We start from the raw sequence: 23119 nt of genomic DNA, 5'->3' as shown, positions 1-23119 counted from the left end.
GACTATTGGAGCGCCTTGAGGGCGCTGGTTTGGGACTGGAGTTTTTGTAATAATCCGTCTAATGAGGCGAACTGCAATCGCAGCCGCTCCTCATATTGCGAGGCAATATCTTCCTTGCGACCGATTTCATTGGTGAGCCTGCTGATCTGACTGGTGATGGAGTTTTTTCGAATGGTGAAGGCGCCACTGTCGACGCTGTCGAGGAAATCGACTGCCTTCACGATACGGTCTGCGATGCCGCTCGAGGTTGTCTGCGTCACGAACAAGGCCCGAGTGGCGGCATAATTGCCGGCCATCGCCGAGTCCAATTTGGCGTCGTCGATAGTGAGGGTCCCGTCGCGCTCCGTTTTAAATCCGACCTCACCAAGCGTCTTGTAGGTGGAAAGTCCACCGACCTCTCCCGAGACGGCGGTGCGCAACTGACTCAGGACATTTTTCGCGGTGCCTTCGTTGAAGAAGATGCCGCCGGTCTTCGTCGTGATGTCGTATCCGGTCCGATCGTTCACGAACTTCACGATATCGTTGTACGCGGTCACGAGACTTTTGATATTGGTCTTCACGCTCGCGGGATCGCTGGTGACGTTCACCGTGACCGGCTCCGCCTGGGGAGTCGTGACGGTTTTTGATTTCAGTGTGAGGGTGACGTCAGGAATCGCATCGGTGATTACGTTACTGGCGCGTTCAATGGATATCGTGGTTTGGTCGGGATCCCCGATCACGACAATGGCATTCTGCCCTGCCTGCAGCGTATCGTTGCCGCCCGTTCCGCTCGCGTTCGTAAAATCAAGAGTGGTCGTATCGGCCACCACGGTGATGGTATTGGCAGCGCCCGAGGAAGTTGCGGTCAATGTCATGCGGTAGGCCGGACTCGCTTCTGTGCCGGTATTGATCACGGAGGCGGTGACACCGGCTCCCAGATCGTTGATTGCCGAACGGAGATCGTCGAGTGTGGCGCCGGCGCTGAGGCTGACCGTTTGATCGGCTCCGCTCCCGACTCGAAAGGTAAAGGTGCCCGCACCGCTCGAAACCACCTCGGTGGTGCCCGAGACCGCTTTGGCGGCCTTGCTTGCAATTTGGTTGGCTTTAGCTAACTGAGTAACTTGCACTGTATAGCTGCCGGTCGCCGCTCCTGCGCCGGCTTGAGCGGTCAACACCGTCTCGTCGCTGACGACGCTGGTAGATCGATCGAAGGTACTCGGCAGCCGGAGAGCATTCGCAGCGCTCTGCAAGGCCAGGAGCTTGTTGCCGAGCGCCCCATAATCAGTCAGTTTGGTTTGCAGGTCTTTCTTCTTCGCCGTCAATGCGTCGATGGGCAGGCGTTGGACTTTGGCCAACTCGGAGACGACTTGGCCAAAGTCCACACCATTGCCTAACCCGCCGAAACTAATCGCCATGACTTCCCTTTCATGTCGTGAAGTCCGTCACACCTTGTGATGCAGGAGTAGCCCCGTCGGCGTTTCCAGTCTTTTCGCAAGGTCGATGACTTCCTGCTGCGGAATCTGGCGGATTACAGTACCTGATTCCCCGTCCATCACCTTCACGACCACCCGATCAAGATCCGGATCGACACTAAACTCCAGTCTGGAGTTTGCCTTCTGAAACACCTCCCGCACGCGGGACAGAGCCTGCTTCAGATCCTTCTCTTTATCCTCAGCCGACACGGGCTGGGGCTCAGGGGATTTGGCCTCCACTTTCCGTTCAACGGGGTGTTCAGGCCCGTTCTGGCTCGCATGGACAGCCGTTGCGGGAAGGTCCTTGTGATTCGAAACTTCGTGAACCATATTGCCCTCCTAGGGCCAATCCGTGGGTAGCCCTCCCCCGAGGGAAGGGCTACCCGCCGGTTGTGACCTTATCCTCGCAGCAGCGCCAACGCTTGCTGTGGCAGCGAATTGGCTTGCGCCAAAATCGCGATGCCGGATTGGGTGAGGATCTGGTTCTTCGTGAACACAGATGTTTCCTGGGCAATGTCCGCGTCTCGAATCCGAGATTCCGCTGCGGTAAAGTTCTCAGCCGTGACCGTCAAGTTCTGGATCGCGACTTCGAACCGGCTTTGAAGCGACCCGTAGTTCGCACGGGCGGTTGCCACCGCGCTGATCGCGCTGTCGATATTCGCGAGCATGCTTTGAGCCGCTACTGCCGTCGACACACTCGCACCGGTCAATCCGACCGCCGCGACGTCGAGATCGGCCAATGCCACATTCAACGAATTTCCCGATCCACTCTTGAAGCCGATGAAGACTTCAAAGGTATTGCTGCTTCCACTCAGAAGCGGCTGACCGTTATATTCCGTCGTCGTAGCGATGCGGTCGATTTCCGAACGCAACGAAACAAACTCCTGATCCAGATACGACCGCTCGGTCGTTCCGAGAGTTCCGCTGGCAGACTGCGTCGCCAGCTCACGCATACGAGACAGCAGGCTTCCGATCGTTGCCGCAGCACCGTCCGCCACCTGCGTCAAGCTGATACCGTCTCCGGCATTTCGATTAGCCTGATTGATACTGCGGATCTGCGCCCGCAAGGTTTCGGACACGCCCAATCCGGCGGCGTCATCCGCCGCACGGGTAATCCGCAAGCCCGACGACAACCGTTCGACTGAACGGCCCAATTGGGCTTGGTTGATCGCAAGGTTCCGCTGGGCTGCCAGAGACGCAACGTTGGTATTGACTACTAATGCCATGACGTACTTCCTCCTGAAGCTGTCTCACTACTACCGAGATCGCCGGCGTCCGTGCCAACGAGGTGGGAACCAGGTTTCGAAAGAATGTGCGCCCATCCCTCCTGCGCCTTGTTACCCTATTGATGTGTCCTTATCGGTCACCCATCGGGAAGACTTAAGTGCTTCAAGATGAACAGGAAATATCTGCAACGGGAGGCATTCCATGCTGCTGACCCATATCCGACACGAATGAACACTAGGCAGCGATACTGGTGTCGGCGAGCCGAGGCAATAATTCATATTCCAGGAGATCGGCGACACGGATGGCGTCCGTGTTGGTTCGTGCCCCTAAGAGTTCCTGGATCCACGGCAGTAACGGGGCCGAACTGAGCCCCTCGACGCCCTGGGCATGCCCGGCTTCCAGCATCTCGGTGTAGTCAGCCAGACGCCCGAGCCAGGCATCGATGCTGGCCACCTGGCCGATCCCCGAGCGCAACGGAGTCAGCAAACCCTGCCCGTCGACCCGTAGTTGAGTTGCAAAACGGGTGATCGCTTGCTTGGCATCGGTGATGATGGTGTGTAACGACTGCGACACAGCCTGTATCGCACCCGCGGCATGGGCTGGCTGGTTGAGAAACACAGACGTCAAATCACGATCGCTGACGGATCTTCCTCCCACTGTCAGAGACGTCACAATGCGGTGCCGAGCATGTGCCTCGTCGCTCAGAACGGCCAGTGCGTTCAGCAGAGAGGCCTCATCCGGGACCTGCAATTGTTCGCCATCAAGGGTGATATGCATAATCAGACTCCTTTAGAAAAGTTCGGCACGGGTCCGCCGCTACTGTTACGCCGAACGGACCATGGAAAGAGGCCGTCCTTGTGTTGAAGCGACGACTCCCTGTGGGTTGTTGAACGAACGGAAACTGGATGCGACCAGCAATAGCCGTTTCTGCCAGCGCCGATAGGAGGCCAGACGGGATTGCGCCATATCAGTGAGCCCCTGCCCGTCGTCATTGTGCGTATCCCTCACCAGAGCCACGGCCAGGGACGCGGTCGCCGGAGACTGCAAACTGAGCGCGACGATCGCCTGTCGTGCCCTGTTCTCATTCTGATGTGACGCTTGAAGGCTTTGAATCGGCAACGGTCGTTTCCCTGTCAGACGAACCAACTCTTCAGCCTGTGAGACGAGCTTGGCTGCGAGCGGAGTGAGATGCTCCAGCAGGGCGAGAACCTCCACCCGATCGGGGGAAGGTTCCGGATCCATCGGCACCAGACTTGGCTGGCCGGTAAACTGTTCATACCAGAACCGACGCCAGAAACGGCCGTACCATCTGACCAGTGCATCCTCCCGGCCGGCATAAAGTTCCGTCCCTCCCAAACCGTCCTCATCGACTCGGGAGCGGTAGATTCTGATACCTGTCGTTCGTGCAGGAAAGTCAGCGCCGGTCAGCACGTGCAGACACAGCATCGCGATCTGCTCCGGGACAAGCCGATCCTTGCAGGCGTGGTGTAAGCAGACCTCATCGAAGCCACACGGGGCACAGCTCATCTCCGGTTGCACCATCCAATGACCGGGGCCGTAGGGGCCAGTCTCGCGAAAATCGACATGCCCGACTGAGAGGTCCACGACTGGAATGCCCACACCGACGGCCAGATGCATGGGGCCGGTGTCGTTGGTCAACAACAGTCGGCATTGTGCGAGCACGGCGGCGAGTTGCGGCAACGTCGTACGCCCGACCGCGTTGCACAGGGGGGCGCAGCCACCCGCCTGGCGAAACGCAATTTGTGCGGCGTCAATCGCTTTGCGTTCCGCTTCCGTTCCGATCAACACATAGCCGACCTGTGTCTGCCGGCTGAGAGCGGCCAAGGTCTGCCCGAATAATTCTGGCCGCCAGGCTTTCATCGGATCACTGGCGCCGACCTGAACCGCCATCCAGGGCAGCTCCTGCCCACCCTGTGCGGCGAGAAATTCACGCGCCCATTGCGCGGTGTTCGCAGGGATGTTGAGCGTCAACGGCGCAAACGGTCCGGTCCCGCTCCCGCCTAACGCGTAAATATCTACCAGATTAAAGTGATTGAACCGACGCTGATTGTGTACATCCGTGAGATACGCCATCCAGGGATTATGAATCGTGACATCGCCGTCCTTCGGGGCTGAAATACCGCGAAGGTCTTTGGCACCGACGTAGGAAGCCAGCAGCCCGCTCCGTCGATTGAATGTCAGATTGACGACCCGGTCATATCCAGACTCCAGCAACGGCGCCGCCCACTCGGTCATACCGCGGTAGAGGGCCACCACATCCTGCACTTGCGCGCGACTCTCGTCGACGAGCCGATGAAAGTCGTAGTCGATGATATGGCGGAGGTGCGGCAGCAGTTTCGCGATCGGAGCAAACCGTGAATCCACGACCAGATCGACGGCGGCGCCAGGCCATTCGTGCTGTAACCGTTGCAGCAACGTGCCCATCTGCACGAGATCGCCCATGCGGGTGATATTGATCAGAAGGACACGCTTGCTCATAAGAGGTCCCGCGTTTCGCTACGGTATTCATCCAACATTAAGAGCATCAATTCTTCGCGATCCAGTGTGGCCGTCGGGCCCTTGCGGCGAATGTGTGCCGCCACATCCTTTAACTCGACCCGCTGCCCGGCGGGAAACGCCTTCAGCAGCGCTTCGAGCGGAGCATCCCCGGCGCAACGCGTCAACAATGTTTCCTGTTGTCGATCACCTCGGAGCACGGCCCCGATTCTATCTGGCTGCGACAATCCGATCTGCGCCAACAGGTCTCGCATCCGATGCACGTAGGTATGAGCATTCAACACGCGTGTGCGGGCGGCATCGGTTATGGCTCGTCGAGCCGCCGCATCTCCCAGCCACTGCTCTACCAATCCGGGAACGTCACCGAAGTCACGAAACGAGATCATCTCTCGGTCGGTGAAGAAGTCCGGTAATTGGGATCGATGATCGACCAACTGAAACGCCCCACAGGCGGCCAGCTCAAAGGTGCGAGGATTTACAAAATCCGCCTGGGGATCAAGCCCTGCGCCGGTCGTCGAATGGAGGTTGAGATTGAGGGTTGTCGCATTGAACACCTTCATACAGGTGTCCGTGTCGATCCGCGCACCATTGCGTTGCACAACGGACCGGAGATCCTCGGCCCCCTCCCACTCATTACCCCAGATCTTGAAGGTCCAGGGATGGCCAAGAAGCGCCGGAAAGAGGTGCCGACGATTCGCATAACCCGCACCGACGAAGGAGAGATCCGCACCATAAATTGCTCGCTCTTCCGGCGATAGATCCAGCGGTCGATGCAGCTCAGGATCCGCGGCCATGGGCAGGAAACTGACCTGTCGTGCGCCGGCCTGGCGGAAGGCGTCCAGACAGGCTCCCTGTTGAAACACAAACCAGTATTCATACCCGGGCGCCATCTGTTGCCAATAAGTGAGGTGGCGATAATTCTCCACGAACCACATCGCTGTCAGAAACTTCTTCTTGCGGAGATGTTCGAGGACGGGCAACGTCAACGGGGCCTGCGCGAGAGATAACACGAGATCAGGAGGTGACTCCGCCAGAGAAGCCACGGTCCATTGGCTCAACACTTCCGCCAAACGACCTTGCATCATTTGACGGTTGCGTACGTCCTTGAGAGCCCCCATCACCTCATAACTTGACGCGTGTACGCTGTGATCGATCCACTGCACCTTGTGGCCGAGCGTTTCCAGCGCTCGTTTCACATAACGCGCAATCGGGAGCGAGCCTCCGTAAATCGGTCCGACGAGCGCAATCGTGAGCTGGCCCCCCGCCTGACTGGCAATGCCGCGACGCAAGGCCTCTTCGAAGGCGCGGTGAAAGGTCGAGTCGGCCTGTGCCGCCGGAGTATAGGAGAGGCAGCGTACGGGACGTCCCGTCCGGCTCAATGTTTCGGCGATGTGGACCGGTGTTCCGGTCAGCCAGAGAATGTTGTCACTGCACGCGTCAAGCGGCCGCGCTACGAGCACATCATGAAATTCATCGAGGTCGGGGATCACCACCGCCACGACGATATCCGACGAGAGTTGTTTCCGAAGTGCCTCGACGTGGTACAGCAGTCCGACTCCGGCGACGACGACGGTTTCACCTTCCCTGCAAGCCGCTGCCTGAGTGTGGGCCCAGGTTTCCGCTTCGCGCAGTGGATCATACGCACTGTGAACCCACCGGCCTGAACGGCGTGCGGAAGGAACTCCGCTCCGGGAGGATTCGACTGCGAGCACTCCCCCGGCAGACGCCTTCACTGCCGCGGCGAGCGGCTGATCTCGCCTAGCCAGCCGATTGAGGTTGTCGTGAAAGATGCTCATGCGGCCACCGATTCGCACAGTGAAGGAGTGAGGCGGCGCCACACTGCCGCGCGTGAGTCCCCGTCTGTCTTCTGTCCGAAGGCGTCCTCAAACATCGTCCCCCAATGATCCATACGATTCCTCCAGAGGGTCCATCCAGGCACGGCTTGGCGCCGGCCCTCGCACATCAATGCGACACTTTCCTGAATCGGCCAGCTGTCGGGTTGAGTCTGCGTGGTGTGTTGATATACCCAGTGCCCTTCTCCATAGGGTCCGGTCTCATGCACCCGGGCGCGAGAAAAATAGAACCCTAGAGCCTGGCATCCCATCAACGTGCCCAAATGAAGTGGCCCCGTGTCGGCCCCGATGACCCATCGACATCGGTGCAAGAGCAGCATCAATTGCCCCACGCTGGTGCGGCCCGTGGCATCCCAGACGCGGCCTTGGAGTAACGTTGGAAGTGATTGGAGAATGGCCTGGCCGGTTTCGCGCTCATGGCCGCTTCCGATCAACACCACCTGGGCTTCGTCCGCGTATGACAACAAGGCGCGAATCCACTGCCCCCATGTGGAGGGCGCAATACAACGATCCGCTTCCCCTGCCCCTGTGACGAGCCCGATCCACAGCCCCGGCCGCTCACCGATCGGAGCAAGGTCTCCGGGGAGAGCGATTGCTGGAGGGGAACATCGCGGCGCCTGGCCTTGTGGTTTGACCCCACTCATGCCGCACCAGGCATCGGCCAGATGGACTCGATTATCACCACGCTCCTGAGCGATCTGTCGGAGATACTCGGCCCAGGGACGCATGTAGACAGCGGAGTGTCCCTCATGCTCAGTTCGTGTACGGTCCGTGGCAAAGAGATGCGTGAGCAGATGGCTCCGGCTGTGTTGATTCAAGGGATACACCTGATCGTATGCACGCTCGCCAAGCGACGCGAGATACGTCTGTGCGGCACGTAAGATGTCTCGAGGATTGTCCGCCCATTGGTCGGCCCAGGAGCGCCATTGTGCACCATCCCAGGGGATGACACGACCGATGTTCCGCGCTCCGCTAAGGACCGCCGCCAAGGGGGCTGCGCAGAGCACATCAAAAGACGTCTCCGGATGTCCTGCCTGGAGCGCCTGGAGCGCGGGAAGCGACTGCACCAGATCACCTAATCTGGCGATTTGGACAAGTAATGCGCGGCGGTCTGCTGTCGGGTCATGCAGCATGATCGGGAACCACGCTGGACTCGGGTTCAGCTAGTTGCTTCGCAAGTTCCTCCATTCCTTCGAATGTCGGTGCCAAAACAAGCAGGCGTTCATATTCGCGCTGCGCGTCTCCTCGCCGTCCGGATCGCAACAAGACTCCCGCCAACGCAAAACGCATGGCGACGTTACCAGGATTGCGAGCGAGAAACGTGGCCAGGCGAGAACTGACCACATCCCACCGTTCAAGCACCGTTCCGCACTTGAGCATCCAATACATGCATTCTTCGTCATCCGGTTCGTTGGCGCAGAGCGCCACCGCGTGCGACCAGGCTGTCTCGGCCCGGTTGTCACCCATCGCAGCCATCACGATGCCCAAGGTGGCTTTGCGTGAATCACCACCGGAGACCTTGGCTTGTTCGAAGGCACGCTCGGCTTCCGCATAATTGGTGTGTTGCATGGCCACGATTCCACGCAACAGCCAGCCTTCGCCGTGTGAAGGGTCATCTTTCAACAAGGCCGTCAGGTGGAGGTCTGCCTCATCCAATGCGCCTGTTTCCAGTGCCTGTCTTGCCAACCCGACGCGAGCGGGGGCATCCTCCTCAAGGGTGAGGATACGCCGCCAGAATGGCATCGCCAGTTTGGGTTGGCCTGTCGAGAAACAGACCAGCACCCCCCAACGCAAAATCCAGGGATCGGCGGGCCACTCATCCACGCGCGCGAGGAAGGCGGAGACGGCATTGAGGTCGCGACTATGGGCCACCCGTTGGAGGTCGGCCAGGATCGCTCGTTGTGCTTTGGTCGTCGGGTCGGCAATCGCGTGAAGCTGGTAGCTCAACATACCGTCATTGACATACGTGTGCAGGGCATATCCGTCTTCAAAATGTAGAAGATCCTCATCCGCCAGCCACCAACAGGCAGCCCAGCGCTCCCGGAGGCGCCGCCCGTTGTCGAGGTCATGTGTTTTTCTGCCCGGCGTCTTGCTTTCCAGATGATAGAGCACACTGTTGGGTTGATAGACGATCTTCCACTCTTTTTCCCGGATCTTCAGACAGAGATCGACATCCTCAAACCCGTTTCGATAGCCTTCGTCGAATCCATCCACCTGCTCAAAAACGCGACGGCGCACGAGCATGCAGGCGGCGGTGACGCACTGCAATTCACGCCGCCTGTTCACACAGGCTGCCTCGGCGCGACCGCCACGATACATATGGTAGGGCATCAAACATTCGCGTGAGAATGCCACACCTGCATGTTGGATCGAGCCGTCTTCGAACAGCAGTTTACTGCCTACCACCGCCACATCCGGATGACGACGAACCTCTTCAACCAAGGCCGACAACCAGCCTTTCAAAGGAATTGTGTCATTATTCAGAAACACCAGGAATTCGCCGCGCGCCGCCCGCGCGCCCTGATTACAGGCCTTGGCAAAGCCCAAATTTTCGGCATTCCGGATCACCCGGACATCGCCGCCTAACTGGCCTAGAAACTCAGCGGTACGATCGTTCGAGCCGTTGTCCACGATGAGCACTTCATATTCCACGCCCTCGGTGACCTTGGCGAGAGCCATGAGGCATTGCTCCGTAAGCTCGGCCTTGTTCCAGACAGGAATAATGATCGAACAGGCATACGATGGTTTCTTCGTTCGCCCCCTCAGCTCTGCAAGATGATGTCGTTGTGCTTCCAGCAATTTCGGCTGGGCAGCTGCGTATGGAAAGTATTTGCGATAAATAATGTCCGTAGTGCGGCAGAACGCATCGTGATCGTGACTCGTCATCGATGAGCCGTCGGTTCTCCAGGTAAACTCTGCGGTCGTCTGTGCGATATGCGCAAACGGATACACCGTGGCGAGCCTGATCCAGAGATCCCAGTCTTCATGGACGAAAAGACTTTCGTCGAACATACCCACCTCATCGAGGCAGGATCGGCGATGCATCAGGCAGAGCACCGGAATATAGTTTTGCACCAGCAGACGCTTGGCATCGAAGTCATAGGAGTAAGGCCGGTCACGGCTCACTTCGCTGACCTCGGCCCCCGTTTCTTGCTCGGAGATACGCCAGGCATCGGTGTAGACCACCTGATGGGTTCCGCATTCGAGAAACATCACGAGGGTGCCCAGGTGATCGGGCAGGAAGCGGTCGTCGTCATCGAGGTAGGTTACGTAAGTCCCGGTTGCATGGCGAAGACCCGTGTTCCGCGCGGCTGCCAGCCCTCGGTTGTGATCATGATTGACGAGCGTCATCCGTCCGGCACGGTTCATCTCAGCGACCACGGATTCGACCGGAGTCGTGCCGTCATTGACCACAATCACTTCGAAATCCTGGTACTGCTGGGAGTTGAGACTGTGCAAGGCCATGCGCAACCGATCCGGTCGGTTGTAGGTCGGCACAATCACCGATACCATCGGTCTTCGTGTGAACGGCATCGGTCGCGTCCCTGTGGCCGCCGTACGACGGCAGGCCCAGACCTGATAGATCGGCATGAGTGTCTTGGTCCGATAATCATGGGTCGTGGCCGCCGGGAGATACCGGAGAGAAGGCACTTCGATCGGAATGCGTTCCAACCCCAAATGGTGAAAGCCGCCGTCTGCCAAAAGTTGCCCCAACTGCTGCTCCGTGACCCAATCCTCCACCGGCTGATTCGGCGGAGCGATGCGTCTCCATTCTTCCCACACATCCCCGCGGGGAGTTGTCAGAATGAGATAACCGTCACTCGTGAGGAGCTGGGCTAGTTGAACGACGAACCCTGGTTTCTGTGGATAGGGAACATGTTCGATCACTTCGGAACAGAGCACGACATCGAACGGTTTGAAGTCCTGCCTGGCCAACACCGTTTCGGGTGTGCCCGCCTCGAAGCGAATGTGAGGAAACATCCGACGCGCATGCTCAACCACGCCGGCTACCGGCTCGATGCCCTCACAGGTTCCATAGACTGCCGCCAGATTCGTCAGCCACCCCCGGCCACAACCCACATCGAGAATCCGTAGCGTGCGACCAGGAGTCTCGCGCCGCGTCTGTCGCACGACATGTTCAAGGAACGACGCGATCTTCGACCAACGCGCCGCTTCATCGGCGTTCGGTTCGGGTGTCGACCAAGCCGGCTTGTTGACGAACAGGTCTACATAAAAGGCATTCTGATCCATAGGCACCTTATGTGATGGGTGGGAAATCGGTGCAGCCGTCGGTAACCGTGTGGCGGTCGGCAAGGATGGGGATGCCGGCATCGAAACCCTGGTCTGGGTTGCAGATGAGGCGTGTGCCTGTCCCGACAAGCCATAGTCAGGGGCCTGTCCGGTGCGAATCCACTCCAACGTCCCTTGCAGGCGTCGTTCGGCTGTGTGATACCGCTTGATCTTGCTCTGTGCGCGCTGAGCCAGGGTCTGGGCACATGCGCGATCATGCAAAATCCGGTCGATCTGCTCGGCCAGGGCTGAAGGATCATCCTGGGGGAAGAGCAGTATCTCTGTCTCCGGTTCGAAGAGTCCCTTGTTCTTGGGTTGCCCGGGAATGTCCCAGGAGATCACCGGCCGGCCGGCCGCCATGGCTTCAATGACCCGTCCGCCATAAAATTTGGCGAGACTCGGCAAGTTCACGATGGCAGGCCATTGAGCCAGTTGCCCCATCCATTCCATGAATTCGGCGAGGCGGATCTGTTGCAGCGACTGGGCATACTCTCGAATGGCCTCGTCGGTGACCACATGGCCTTCTGCCAGATATTGGGCTGCAACTTGCTGCAACTGATCGAACAATTGCTGGTTTTTGGTAGGAGGCTGAGCCCCTTTTGCGCAATGCAGGCGGCCGCTCAGTGACGGCTCACTGATCCAATGCTGCCGTCGTCCATAGGGCGTTCCATGGAACACGGCCTGTGGCCGGGTCGGACTACCGATGGAGGAAACAATGAAGCGTTCAGGAACCATCGGTGGCCACCAGAGCACGTTGGCGAATCCCCGCGCCTGGAGCTCATCGGCATCCTGCTCGTCCGGCGCCAGCACATGGGTCAAATAGGGAAGTTGCGCCTCCAATTGCGATGGACGCAGCTTCAATTGCGGAGCCCAGGCGTAGTCCTCCGCATCGTAGCGAAGCGACTCCATGAGAACGCCGACTCGCACCGGCGCCAATTGAGCGACCCATTCCAGCGTCGCTTGATCAAGAGGCGTATGAATCAACCACAGCCACACTTGATCGAAGTGCTGACCAGCAAGAGCTTTCTTGGCATGGTAGACCCATGATGCAGGCGTCGAGCAGGCGTTCTCGGCGATCGCCGGCACGGTGACACACTCGACGCCATTCGCCCGCAACCCTTCCTGCACACCGAAGGCTGCGCTATAGGTCCAGGGGCGCGCAGTGGCCCAGGTCTGAAAATCCAATTGAATCAACAGGGCTCGTTGTCGAGGAGCGGCGACAGAGGCTCTGGAAAGAGCCGACGCAGTCCGGGCCTGTTCGCCTGGTTCCGATCCCCTGGGCACAGCCACACTCGCCGGTCGGCTTCGTTGTTCCCGCCAGCGTTGAAACTCAGGATCCACTGTCAGGTCCCGGCGAATGAGATGAGCAGGAATACGATCCTCGGAACAACGCACCGTCGACATGTCAAAACGTTCCCAGCAAGTGCCGCGTTTTCTCACCGCCCAGCACCCTGCCACTTGGGACACGTCACCGAAGAGTTCGCCCACGGCTAACGTGACGCCGGGATGATATTCGTACCCTGACCGCGGATCACGAATGTAGTCCGACTCGATCTGAGTGCGGGCATAGGTCTGGTCGATTTCGAATGATTGACGTTCCAGATCGTCACCGCATAAGACGCCCCCATCCTTAATCAGGCCTCCGGCTGCCTGAATATCAGCCAGCACTGCCGCATAGGAGTGGTCGCCGTCGACAAAGACGAGATCGAAATAGTTCCGTGGAAGGGCCGGCAATATGGCCGTAGCAGACCCTCTCAGAGGCAAAACCAGTCCCGCATGGCCGGCAGTGGTGATGTTATGCAGAAACAACTCATAAATCGTATCGTTGGCCAACGCTTCGGACATCTCGCGGTATACGGCTGCGTCCGGCCGCTTTGTCACATCGAAATACGGCTTCCAGGGATCGACGCAGACGACACGGCCGTTGGCTCCATGATGTTGGGTCAATGCCTCGGCCCACGTAATGGCTGATCCACCGGCCCAAGATCCTACCTCAAGAATATGAAACGGACCCGCACCCTGCCGAGAGGCTTCGAGCCGTACCAATTCCTGCATCACTACGTGACGAAGCGGAAGTCCTTGGGACGCCCACATCACCCGGCCGAAATAGGGGCGGTGCTGCTCGCGACAGAATTGGTAATACTCAACGTCAAGCGGAGTGACTCGGTTTGCCTCATTCGCGCCTTGCGACATACAGCTCCCTTACGGCTGTGACCGATCGTTCGGACGAACCACGTCGGGGTATTCCGGATTCATCCAGCCCTCAGCCGGCTCAATGGCCATGTTGGCTCGGAATTCTTCACGCGGCAGATAGGGATACATATCCTCGATGGGCGTCTTCCATCCGAAGATCCTGGGCTCGTAGGTGTGGAATTCATGCATGTCCACATCACAGACCATCGGCCCATCGAACTGCAGCACCTCTTCAATTTTTGCATCCATCTCAGCATGGTTGCGGATGGCGACTGTCTTGATCCCGTAGGCCTGCACGATCTTGAGAAAGTCCGGGGGGGTGTAGCCCTTCGGCCCGCAGGCTTCCGCGCGGCCCTGAAAGTTCGTCTCCTGGTACGCTTTGGTGATGCCGTAAATGTGATTATTGAGAATGAAGGTTTTGACTTTGACGCCGTAGTTGATGAAGGTCTGCAGTTCCTGGGGATTCATGTTGAAGCCCCCGTCCCCGATCGTACAGACCACTTGACGGCTTGGCGCGGCAAACCAGGCGCCCATCGCACCGGCGAAGGAGAACCCCATGGGCGAGTTGCCGTTGTTGGTCAGGTTTCGTTGGCCGTACTTGGTTTCAAACGCGTGATTGCTTACAACGATATTGCCGCCGCAATCCCCGACCAGAATATCCGTGGCGCCCATCTTCTCGGACAGACGTCGCATGAATGCATAGGGGTGTACCCGCTCGCGCTGGTCGAAGAACTCGGGCCGAACAGGATCGTACTGTCGTTTCCACTCCATCACCCGTTCTGTCCACCCCGAATAATCCGGCAGCGGCTTGCTGCGTCGATCGAGGGCGGTCAGCAGGCGCTGGGTGAACACTTTCGCATCGCAGAGAATGTTGACATCGAACGGCACCTGCTGAAACTTCCGCTGCACCATGGCTGGATCGATTTCCACCAAGAACTTTTTGGCCTGGCGCGCAAAACTCTGTACATTTCCGCCGGTAATGCGGCCGGAGATACGGCTGCCGATCGAGAGCAGCACATCGCTGTTCTGAATGCCGAAATTGCGGCCGGCTCCTCCATACGTGCCTACCCGACCGCCATAATTGTCATAGTCCGAGCTGATCACGTCCAATGCATTCCAGGTCGGAAAAACGGGGACATTCAGTCGCCGCCCCAAGGTGCGCACATCATCCTGGGCATCCGCTAGGCGCACTCCGCCCCCGACAAGAATCACCGGTCGTTCAGCACGTTGCAGCGCGTCAATGAGTCGGGTGATCTGTTCGTCGACCACTGTCACATCAAAACTCACAGCAGCCGGCGGCTCGAAGCCAACGAGTTGCTTCGCGTCGATCTTGCTCTTTTGAACATCAAGGGGAATATCTAAGAGCACCGGTCCAGGCCGTCCTTCCTGGCAAAGCCAAAGAGCTTTCTCCAGCTCATACCGGACGTCTTCAGGCTTAAGAATCATTTTGGCGTACTTGGTCACCGGAGTCGCCATTGCCACGATATCCGTTTCCTGGAATCCGATCTGACGGATCGAGGGATCAGGCCGGAGGAATCGGGAATTAATCTGGCCGGTGAGAAACACGCACGGGATCGAGTCATAAAAACAATTGCCCATCGCAGTCAGGAGATTCATGCCGCCCGGTCCGCTGGTCGCGATGGCAACACCAGGCACACCTTTTATCTTGGCGTACGCTTCGGCGGCGAACCCCCCGGCCTGTTCATGCATCACCGCGACGTATTTCGTCGCGTCCGTCCGGGTGAACGCATCGATCAGATCGCCGTTGGCGGCCCCATACACGACGAACATTCGGTCGACCCCGCGTTCAGCCAATGTCGTGATGATGTAATCTGCAACCTTGATGATGGCCATTCCTTTCCCCCTGTGTTCCGCTAGGCCGCTGTATCGGCCACGACATCGTGATGACGCCGCCGCACCTGGTGCCGGCACATGTCCGTCACATGGGTGGCGACCTGCGCCCCGAATGTCTGCTGGAGCATGTGCAAGTAATCCGGATGGGTAAAGTACTCGAGAAAAGCCCGATCCCTGAACGCCAGCACCTGTGTGGCAGTCAGACTGTCGGTCGGCAAGGGGCAACATTCATAGGCATGCTGCGAATAGCCGATCCAGCCTGGACCGTCCTGGTCATCCGGCAACGCCCAATGCTTCTGCTTTGCCAGCTCGTAGAGCGGTGAGCCCGGGTAGGCCATCGCGCAGTAGAAGTTGGCCCACTCTGTATTAAGTGTACGGGCCAAGTCCAAGGTCGTGCGCATGCTGTCCATCGTGTCATCGGGCAGGCCGAAGATGTAGTTGGCCGCCACATGTATGCCGTAGGAGCGGATCTTGTCGACGGTGGCCACAATATCGCGCTCACCGAAGCGCCCCTTTTCGACGCCGTCCCGAACATGTTGGCTTCCGGATTCGATGCCGAGCCCCAGCCAGGTAAAGCCGGCTCGGGCTAGCTTGGCCAACACTTCGTCTTGCACGCTGTCTACCCGGGCATAGGCCCAGATGTTGAGCCGATAGCCTCGTTCAATAATGCGATCGCAAATACCGATCACATGCCGTCGATTCAACACAAACATTTCGTCCGGGATCTTGATGTTACTGACGCCATAGTCTCTGACGAGCCGGTCGATCTGAGCGATGACGTTATCCGGGCTCCAGGTCCTCAGCATGGCTGTGGAAAACGGCGCATTGATACAGCAAAACGAACAGGTGAAGGGACAACCGAGACTGGTCTGCAGCGATGCGTAAGGGGCCCGTGCCTCCAGATGGCCGAAGCAATGCCAATTGTGGGCGCGATACCGGGTCATATCGAGCAGATCCCAGGCCTGTCCCGGCAGCTGGCGATCCAAATTCGTCAGGAGTGGTGCGCGATCATTCCCGACCGGCACACCGTTCTCCATGTGCCATAAGCCGGGCACCTCGCGGAGCGAATGTTGCGGTGCACGTAACGCGATCAGCAGTCCCAGGATTGTGGCCGGACCTTCTCCCTGACAGACGTACCTATACGGTTCTTCCAGGAGCGTGCGTTTCGGCAAGGCCGACGGATGTGTGCCCATGACCAAGGTGGGAACGTCACTCAAGGCATTGAGCAGTTCACAGACTTGTCGCCCGGCAGGCATACACTGCGTGGACGCCGATGGTTGCTGCCCATAGATCACAAATACGGCGAGTCGAGGGGCGACGGCCGCGATGTGTTCCGCCGTTTGCTGATGAGTCAATCCCTGCGCTTCTGCATCGAGAATGGCAACAGAGCAACCCTGTTGCCGGAGAAACGTGGCGATTAAGCCGGACCAGACAGGCGGTTCGATGGCGGCAAAGTCACGGCTCAGCGATTGATAGACCGCGACCCGGCTGGGCGGGGTGACCAACAAGACGTCAAGCGGCTTGGACACGGCAACCTCTCAGTGACTGGGCAAACTCGATCGTGCGGGACAGCCCTTCGTAAACATCCTCTTCCCGCCCGCACGTGGCCAGACGGATGAACGACGCATAGGCGCTGCCAAAACTTCGGCCCGGTGTCACGGCCGTGTGGTGTTCGTCCAACAACCGTTGGCAAAAGGTCATGTCGTCGAGCCCGCTACGACTAATGTCCACGAACAGATAGAATCCGGACTCCGGCTTGTGGCAGCTAAGGATCCCGGAACGATTGATGCGGTCATGGCACACTCCGAGGAGGCGAGCTCCCCGAGTCCGGATCTCATCGGCGTAGGTATCGAACACCGTCAGACCGGCCAAACAACCTAGCTGGGTGAATATCGGCAGACACGAATAGAGGGTCGAATTCGAGAGCGCCAGTTTTTCGGCGACGGCTTCATGGGCAAAGGCATATCCGGTTCGAAACCCAGGGATCGAAAAGACCTTCGAAAAAGAAGAGATCGCAACGACATGCCTGGCTTGGGCCGACGCGAGAGTACAGAATGAACGGTCGAAGGTCAGGTCAGCGTAGGTTTCATCGCTCAACAGCCAAATTCCGGCTTCTTCACACCGTCCCGCGAGTTCTCGCAGCAGTGCTGAGTCGTAGACGGCTCCCGTAGGATTGTTCGCGTTATTAACGATCACCGCCCGGGGTTCAGCAGCCAAAGCGGTATCGATGGCGTGTCGTGACAAATGAAATCCGTCCCGCTCATCCAACCGCACCGGCCTGACCTGAATGCCCTGATGGGTGGCGGCAGCCCAGTAAGAGGGAAACGCAGGTGTGAACAGCACCACCTCGTCCCCCGGATTGCAGGTGATATCCAGGAATTGGTGAATCAGGAGATTGGCCGGACTCATGACGACGTGCGCGTCAGTCAACGCCTGGCCCGTTAACGAAGCATATCGATCGGCAAGCGCCGCGCGCAATTCTTTCACCCCCGCCGTCGGCGCATATCCGAGATGCTGTTCTCGGAGGGCCTGTATGGCGCTGTCGACAATGGCGCTCGGCGGCGCGAGGCGAGGATTGCCGAGTTCCAAGTGATAGATCCGATGCCCCTGCCGTTCCAAGACTTGAGCCCGATCCATCACCCGAAACATCTCTTGCCCGATTAAACGTGCCCCGCGCGCGGAAAAGTTCAATCCATGCGCAGTCTGTGGAATGGGTTCTGTGTGGTGGGCCATTACAACATCGATCCTTGTGTCTGATGAACCGGTGATGCCGGGAAATAGGCTGAGGTGTCTTTCCATGTCGCTCGAAAGTGCGCCAGGCGTTCCGGTGTTCCGATGTCATACAGTGGGCTGGCTGTGACGAAGCCATAGCAGGGTTCGGTGATGAGTCGGGGAAAAAGTTCACGCTCCAACGACCAGGCAGCCGTCGTCGGAAACAGCGTCTCAACAGTACGATCAAACACATAGATGCCGGCGTTGTGGTATCCCGCTGTCCGAGCGCGCGGCTTTTCGACCATCGACAGGACGCGATCGTCTTCTCCAAGCGTCACCGCTCCGGTGTCCACGCGCGAGTCGGCTGGTGTAAGCGTCATCGTTGCGCGAGCGCGTTTCCTGGCATGAAATTGCAACAGTCGATCCGGGTTGATTTCGCACAATGAATCACCGTTCAGCACAAGAAACGGATTGCTCCGAACCAGTGTCATGGCTTTCGCTGCTGCACCGCCCGTTCCCAGAGGAGCAGGATCGCGGACGAACAGGGTTTCATACCCACCCCGGTGGCGGCCAAACCACTCCTCGATCATCTCCCCCATATACCCGGTGCTAAAGATGAATCGACGTGCCCCGTGGCGTAGGAAGTGTTCGACGAGCAATGACACAAACGGCCGGCCATGAACCTCCGCCATCGATTTCGGCCGGTCCGCCACCACCGATTGCAGGCGGCTGCCGAGGCCTCCACACAGAATGATCACATCGCAATCCGCCACCTGCCCCATCTTCACGCTGCCTTTCCGATCAACGCGGTCTTCAGACGGGAGGCCATATCGGCCGAGGTCTGAGCCCAGACGTCGTCGAGCATGAGATGATCCTCCTGATAGAACACGATCTGTGTGCCCAGACCTTCAAATTTGAATGGAACCTGCAACAAGCCGGGCAGGGCCCCTCGAATGCGTTCGTGGTCCTCCGGCTTGGCAAACAGCAGCATAAATCCACCGCCCCCGGCGCCGAGTAATTTTCCACCCAATGCACCGGCCGCTCTGGCTGCTGTGTAGATCTCATCGATCGCCGGCGTCGTGATACGCGACGTCAAGCGCCGTTTGAGCATCCAGGCTTCGTGTAGCAAGGTTCCAAATGCGGACAAATCGCCGCTACCGGTGAGAATGCCGATGCCTTCTTCCACCATCTGCAGCATGGCAAACAGTTCGGCTGTGCGTTGCTTCGTGCAATCGATCTGCTCGCGCGCCACTTCCGAGGCAATGCGGGAGAATCCCGTGAAGTAGAGTTGCAGGTGGCTCTGGAAGGCGGCCAGCCGGTCGGGCTGCATGATGATGGGGGTATGGCCGATCTCTCCATTCTGAAAAAACGTGGCCTTGCAGAGACTGCCATGCGCCGCGAGGACCTGATCCTGACACCCGACGGCTTCGCCGAGCACGTTCTGTTCGACATGGATGGCCGCCTGCGCCAACTGTTCCTTACTGGGCATGATGTGTTGAAGAGCATAGAGGGTATGGAGCAAGCCGACGGTGAACGACGAGCTGGATCCCAACCCTGTGCGGGCAGGCAGGTCTCCGTCATGATGAATCTCCAGGCCGTCGTTGATATTGAGATACTTCAGCACGCCACGAACGGCGGGATGCTCGATCTCGTCATTATTCTTCACATGTTCGATGCGTGAATAGGCAATGCGCGTTCGATGTTCGAAAAACGGGGGCAAGCGGCGGCAGCTGATGTAGCAATATTTATCGATCGTCGTGGCGAGCACAGCCCCGCCATGCTCACGAAACCACACGGGATAGTCAGTGCCGCCACCGAAGAAGGACATTCGAAAAGGCGTACGGCTGATAATCATCGCTGCCCTCCCCGTCGGCCTGGCATCGAATCAGACATTGGCATATTGACCGGCTTTGATAATCGTGTAGCACTTGATCAATTCACGAATGCCCCGCTCCAGCGACCACTCCGGCGTGAACCCAGTCGTGAGCAGCCGTTGGTTGGACACGATGTAGTCGCGCTTATCCGGGTCTTCGCCGATCGCTGCCTCGAAGGACACGAAATGCGGAATGAGACGCTGGATAACCCGGCACAGTTCAAGTTTCGACAGATTGGCATCGTCCAGCCCCACGTTGTAGGGACGATCTTTCATCTGATCGAAATGGTCGATGGCATGCAGGAACGTCCGCACGACATCTCGGATATGAATGTAGTTGCGCTTGCAGTGCCCCTCGAACACGACCACCGCGCGATCCTGCACGGCGCGCCAGACAAAATCGTTGACCAGCAAATCCATCCGCATTCTCGGAGATACGCCGAATACCGTGGCCAGGCGCAGGGTGATCGCGTTCCCTCGATCCAGCACGACCCGCTCGGCTTTGACTTTCGTCTCGCCATAGAGGCTGATGGGGCGAAGCGGCGACTCTTCCGTACAGGGGACTCCCGGTTGCCCGATTCCATACCCGCTGTTTGTGACGGGGAAAATAATCCGCTGCTGCGGTGACGACAGTTTGCAAAGGAGCTGCACGGCTTCGAAGTTGACGGTATACGCCCCGACTCGGTCCCGGTCGCAGAGTGGCGCCCCGACCAATGCAGCCAATGGAATGATGAGGTCGGCGGTTCGCAGGAGATCGATCAGCAGCCGTTCGTCGCGGCAGTCGCCTCGCACCACCTGAAAGCCCTCGTCGCCACAACAGTCCATCAGACTGTTCTGCCGATACATGAAATTGTCGAGGACGGTGACCCTGTAGCCTCGATCCAATAACCGTCTGCTGAGCACGGAACCGAGATAACCGGCGCCGCCGGTCACGAGCACATGGGGTACGGTTGTCTTCATGATCGAACGGGCTCCCCTCTCCATAAATAGTCAGGAAAATGCGGACATTCCGTCATGCCGCCTCCAGGACGATGCGCGCGATATGAGCCACATCCTGTTCGTTCATGGAGGCGTGATTGGGCAGAAAGAACCCGCAATGATGCACGCGGTCCGCCACCGGGAAGCTGGCTTTCCCGTAGCGGTTCATCCAGAACGGATGGAGCCCCAGATTGCCGGCGGAGAAAATTCTCGTTTCCACCCCTTCTGTGACCAATGCCCGGACGATCCGACGGCGTTGCTCAGTCGAATCGGCGAGTAATCCGAACGAGATACTCGCCACCTTAGAGCCCGCTGGTGGGCGCTGCGTGTAAAACCGGCCACCGAGGTGCTGTAGGTACCGTTCGTGATTGGCCTGTCGTCGCTCGGTCATCCCATCCAATTTGTGAAGTTGTTCGATGCCAATAAACGCATTGAGATCGGTAGAGCGCAGATTGAACCCCGGTTCGTAAAACACAAAGGGGGAATGGAAATCGTCGACCTGGTACTGCGTCACCAACTCCTGATGGCTGCTCCGGTCGAGATCCTTGCTCCAGCCGTGGCTGCGCAGCATCAGGAGCATGTCCGCCAGATGCTTGTCGCTGGTCGACACCATGCCGCCTTCAATCGTGGACATCTGATGGCCGAAATAGAAGGAGAAGCTCGCCATGTCGCCGAATGTGCCGACCTTCTTGCCGCCATATTCCGCTCCGATGGCGGCACAGGCATCTTCGAGCAGGTAAAACCCGTACCGGTCCTTCAGGGCCTGCAGTTCCTGCATGCGATGCGGGACGCCGAGAACTTGAACGAGCAACACCGTGTGCGCGTCATGGCGTTGTAGGAGATCTTCCAGATGGTTCAGGTCGAGGCCGAAGGTGTCAGGATCGGCCTCGCACATGAGGGGTGTGAAGCCAAATTGAATCGCCGGGGCGATCGACGTCACCCATCCGACACTCGGGACGATCACGTTCGTGTTGCGCAGCTTGCCGGAGCGCAGCAATGCGTAATACATCAACAGATTGGCGGACGAACCGGAGTTGCAGTGCACTGAATAGGGACGCCCCAACCATTCCGACCATTGGCGTTCAAAGTCCAGGGTCACCGCGCCTTTGGTGAGGCGAGGATAGGTCCGCAGCCACTCAATCAAATGATCGATATCCTGCCGATCGATCGTGTCCTGCGCGAGGCACCATCGAGGATTGAGCTTGGCACTCTGAGCGTGAAGCGTCATGATTGTCGTCCCTCTGGCCCCTAAATTTGGCCTTCGGCCCTCACAAGCCGAAGTGTGGCACCAAGAGACTAATCAAGATGTATGCCACTGACCTGTGTGACCGAAAAAACAGAAGTGGGTGGATTTCTTGGTATTGCGTGCGGCTAACGGAGAACGACCGGGCAAAAATTTCCTAGTCGTCGGCAACCGCTGCAGTCTAGGCGGACTCGATGGAATGCTTGCGAAGCACGACAGATTCGAGCGTTTTTTGAACTGATCCTCCCCACCCGCGATACTCGATCGTTTCCTTACCATCAAAGCGGAATTCTAGCCCTAGCTGGGTGCCGTCAGCCTGTATTGACACGTTTCGAATGGCCCCTGTCAGATTGTTGACGCGACCGGTGCCGACGATTTCGAACTCGAGTCGCACGAGCATGCCTATAAAAAACTCCTGTACTGGTCGCTGAAGGAGGACGGCACAGCCTGAGGCGCTGAGGTCCATGAGGAGTCCACCGATACGCGTGAGTGGTTCGGCTTGTACGAGAGTTCTGCCGTGTGTCACCGGAGTGAGGACAATCGGTTCCTGTGCCGACGCACGCCCATGCTTGCGAAGCGGGACCTCATCCAGGGTAGTGGGAAAGGCCAGGAGCAGAAACGGGAAGGGTTGCAACTGTGTATTCAACACTTCGGTGCGGTATCCGATCAACTTCCCGTCGTAGACATATCGTAGTCGACAAGACATCCCAGCGGAGCAGGGAATCGGTTGCCCGAGGTGAAACGGCCATTCACAGAGAATCCATTGCCGGTCCCCCCACCCCAGGACCGACGAGCCATATTGCGCTTGCGATTGCTCCTCCGACAGGCTGAGCTGAACGGAAAGGCCGACCGCGAGAATCGAGGAGGGACCACGATGGAGGATCGATGCATTCATGCGTTTTCTTCCGTATGCCACGGGCACATACAT

The 23119-nt window shown here is 58.4% G+C and carries 16 protein-coding genes; all 16 read right to left on the bottom strand.

Annotation, left to right across the window (positions count from 1 at the left end; genetic code table 11):
- Positions 1-2: 2 nt before the first annotated feature.
- The 16 genes from fliD to V9G17_19195 all read right to left on the bottom strand — a co-directional run bounded on the left by fliD (position 3) and on the right by V9G17_19195 (position 23086).
- A complete protein-coding gene (fliD, locus tag V9G17_19270) occupies positions 3-1394 on the bottom strand; it encodes a flagellar filament capping protein FliD (protein MEI2754739.1) in 1392 nt (463 codons plus the stop codon).
- A gap of 27 nt (positions 1395-1421) precedes the next feature.
- Positions 1422-1781, bottom strand: a complete 360-nt coding sequence (locus V9G17_19265; protein ID MEI2754738.1) for a flagellar protein FlaG — start codon at positions 1779-1781, stop codon at positions 1422-1424.
- A gap of 68 nt (positions 1782-1849) precedes the next feature.
- Entirely contained in the window at positions 1850-2677 is an 828-nt protein-coding gene (locus V9G17_19260) for a flagellin (protein MEI2754737.1), read from the bottom strand.
- Between the two features lie 235 nt (positions 2678-2912).
- Positions 2913-3455: a hypothetical protein gene (locus tag V9G17_19255; GenBank protein MEI2754736.1), complete on the bottom strand. Its 543-nt coding sequence runs from the start codon at positions 3453-3455 to the stop codon at positions 2913-2915.
- Between the two features lie 45 nt (positions 3456-3500).
- Positions 3501-5177, bottom strand: a complete 1677-nt coding sequence (locus tag V9G17_19250; GenBank protein ID MEI2754735.1) for a glycosyltransferase family 9 protein — start codon at positions 5175-5177, stop codon at positions 3501-3503.
- Positions 5174-6991 (bottom strand): glycosyltransferase, encoded by a 1818-nt coding sequence (locus V9G17_19245; GenBank protein ID MEI2754734.1) that lies wholly within the window; start codon positions 6989-6991, stop codon positions 5174-5176. Before V9G17_19245 ends, V9G17_19250 begins: the two co-directional genes overlap by 4 nt.
- Positions 6988-8181, bottom strand: a complete 1194-nt coding sequence (locus V9G17_19240) for a glycosyltransferase family 9 protein (protein ID MEI2754733.1) — start codon at positions 8179-8181, stop codon at positions 6988-6990. Before V9G17_19240 ends, V9G17_19245 begins: the two co-directional genes overlap by 4 nt.
- A complete protein-coding gene (locus V9G17_19235) occupies positions 8171-13531 on the bottom strand; it encodes a glycosyltransferase (GenBank protein MEI2754732.1) in 5361 nt (1786 codons plus the stop codon). Before V9G17_19235 ends, V9G17_19240 begins: the two co-directional genes overlap by 11 nt.
- Before the next feature lie 9 nt (positions 13532-13540).
- Complete coding sequence (locus V9G17_19230; protein ID MEI2754731.1) at positions 13541-15385, bottom strand: thiamine pyrophosphate-binding protein; 1845 nt, start codon at positions 15383-15385, stop codon at positions 13541-13543.
- Between the two features lie 20 nt (positions 15386-15405).
- Positions 15406-16914 carry a radical SAM protein gene (locus V9G17_19225; GenBank protein ID MEI2754730.1) on the bottom strand — a complete coding sequence of 503 codons (1509 nt, stop codon included), beginning with the start codon at positions 16912-16914 and terminating at the stop codon, positions 15406-15408.
- The gene (locus V9G17_19220; protein ID MEI2754729.1) at positions 16898-18118 is read right to left on the bottom strand and encodes a pyridoxal phosphate-dependent aminotransferase; all 1221 of its coding nucleotides are present in this window, start codon (positions 18116-18118) and stop codon (positions 16898-16900) included. The genes V9G17_19225 and V9G17_19220 overlap by 17 nt, the downstream gene beginning before the upstream one ends.
- Entirely contained in the window at positions 18118-18879 is a 762-nt protein-coding gene (locus tag V9G17_19215; GenBank protein MEI2754728.1) for a sugar phosphate nucleotidyltransferase, read from the bottom strand. Before V9G17_19215 ends, V9G17_19220 begins: the two co-directional genes overlap by 1 nt.
- Before the next feature lie 2 nt (positions 18880-18881).
- The gene (locus V9G17_19210; protein ID MEI2754727.1) at positions 18882-19952 is read right to left on the bottom strand and encodes a kinase; all 1071 of its coding nucleotides are present in this window, start codon (positions 19950-19952) and stop codon (positions 18882-18884) included.
- Between the two features lie 30 nt (positions 19953-19982).
- On the bottom strand, positions 19983-20930 hold the full coding sequence (locus V9G17_19205) for an SDR family oxidoreductase (GenBank protein MEI2754726.1): 948 nt from the start codon (positions 20928-20930) through the stop codon (positions 19983-19985).
- Between the two features lie 52 nt (positions 20931-20982).
- Entirely contained in the window at positions 20983-22176 is a 1194-nt protein-coding gene (locus V9G17_19200) for a DegT/DnrJ/EryC1/StrS family aminotransferase (GenBank protein MEI2754725.1), read from the bottom strand.
- Positions 22177-22372: 196 nt separating this feature from the next.
- The gene (locus V9G17_19195) at positions 22373-23086 is read right to left on the bottom strand and encodes a flagellar brake protein (protein MEI2754724.1); all 714 of its coding nucleotides are present in this window, start codon (positions 23084-23086) and stop codon (positions 22373-22375) included.
- Positions 23087-23119: the final 33 nt, after the last annotated feature.

It is taken from the genome of Nitrospira sp. (assembly GCA_037045225.1).
Lineage (GTDB): Bacteria > Nitrospirota > Nitrospiria > Nitrospirales > Nitrospiraceae > Nitrospira_A.
This window is presented reverse-complemented; position numbering and strand designations above follow the sequence as displayed.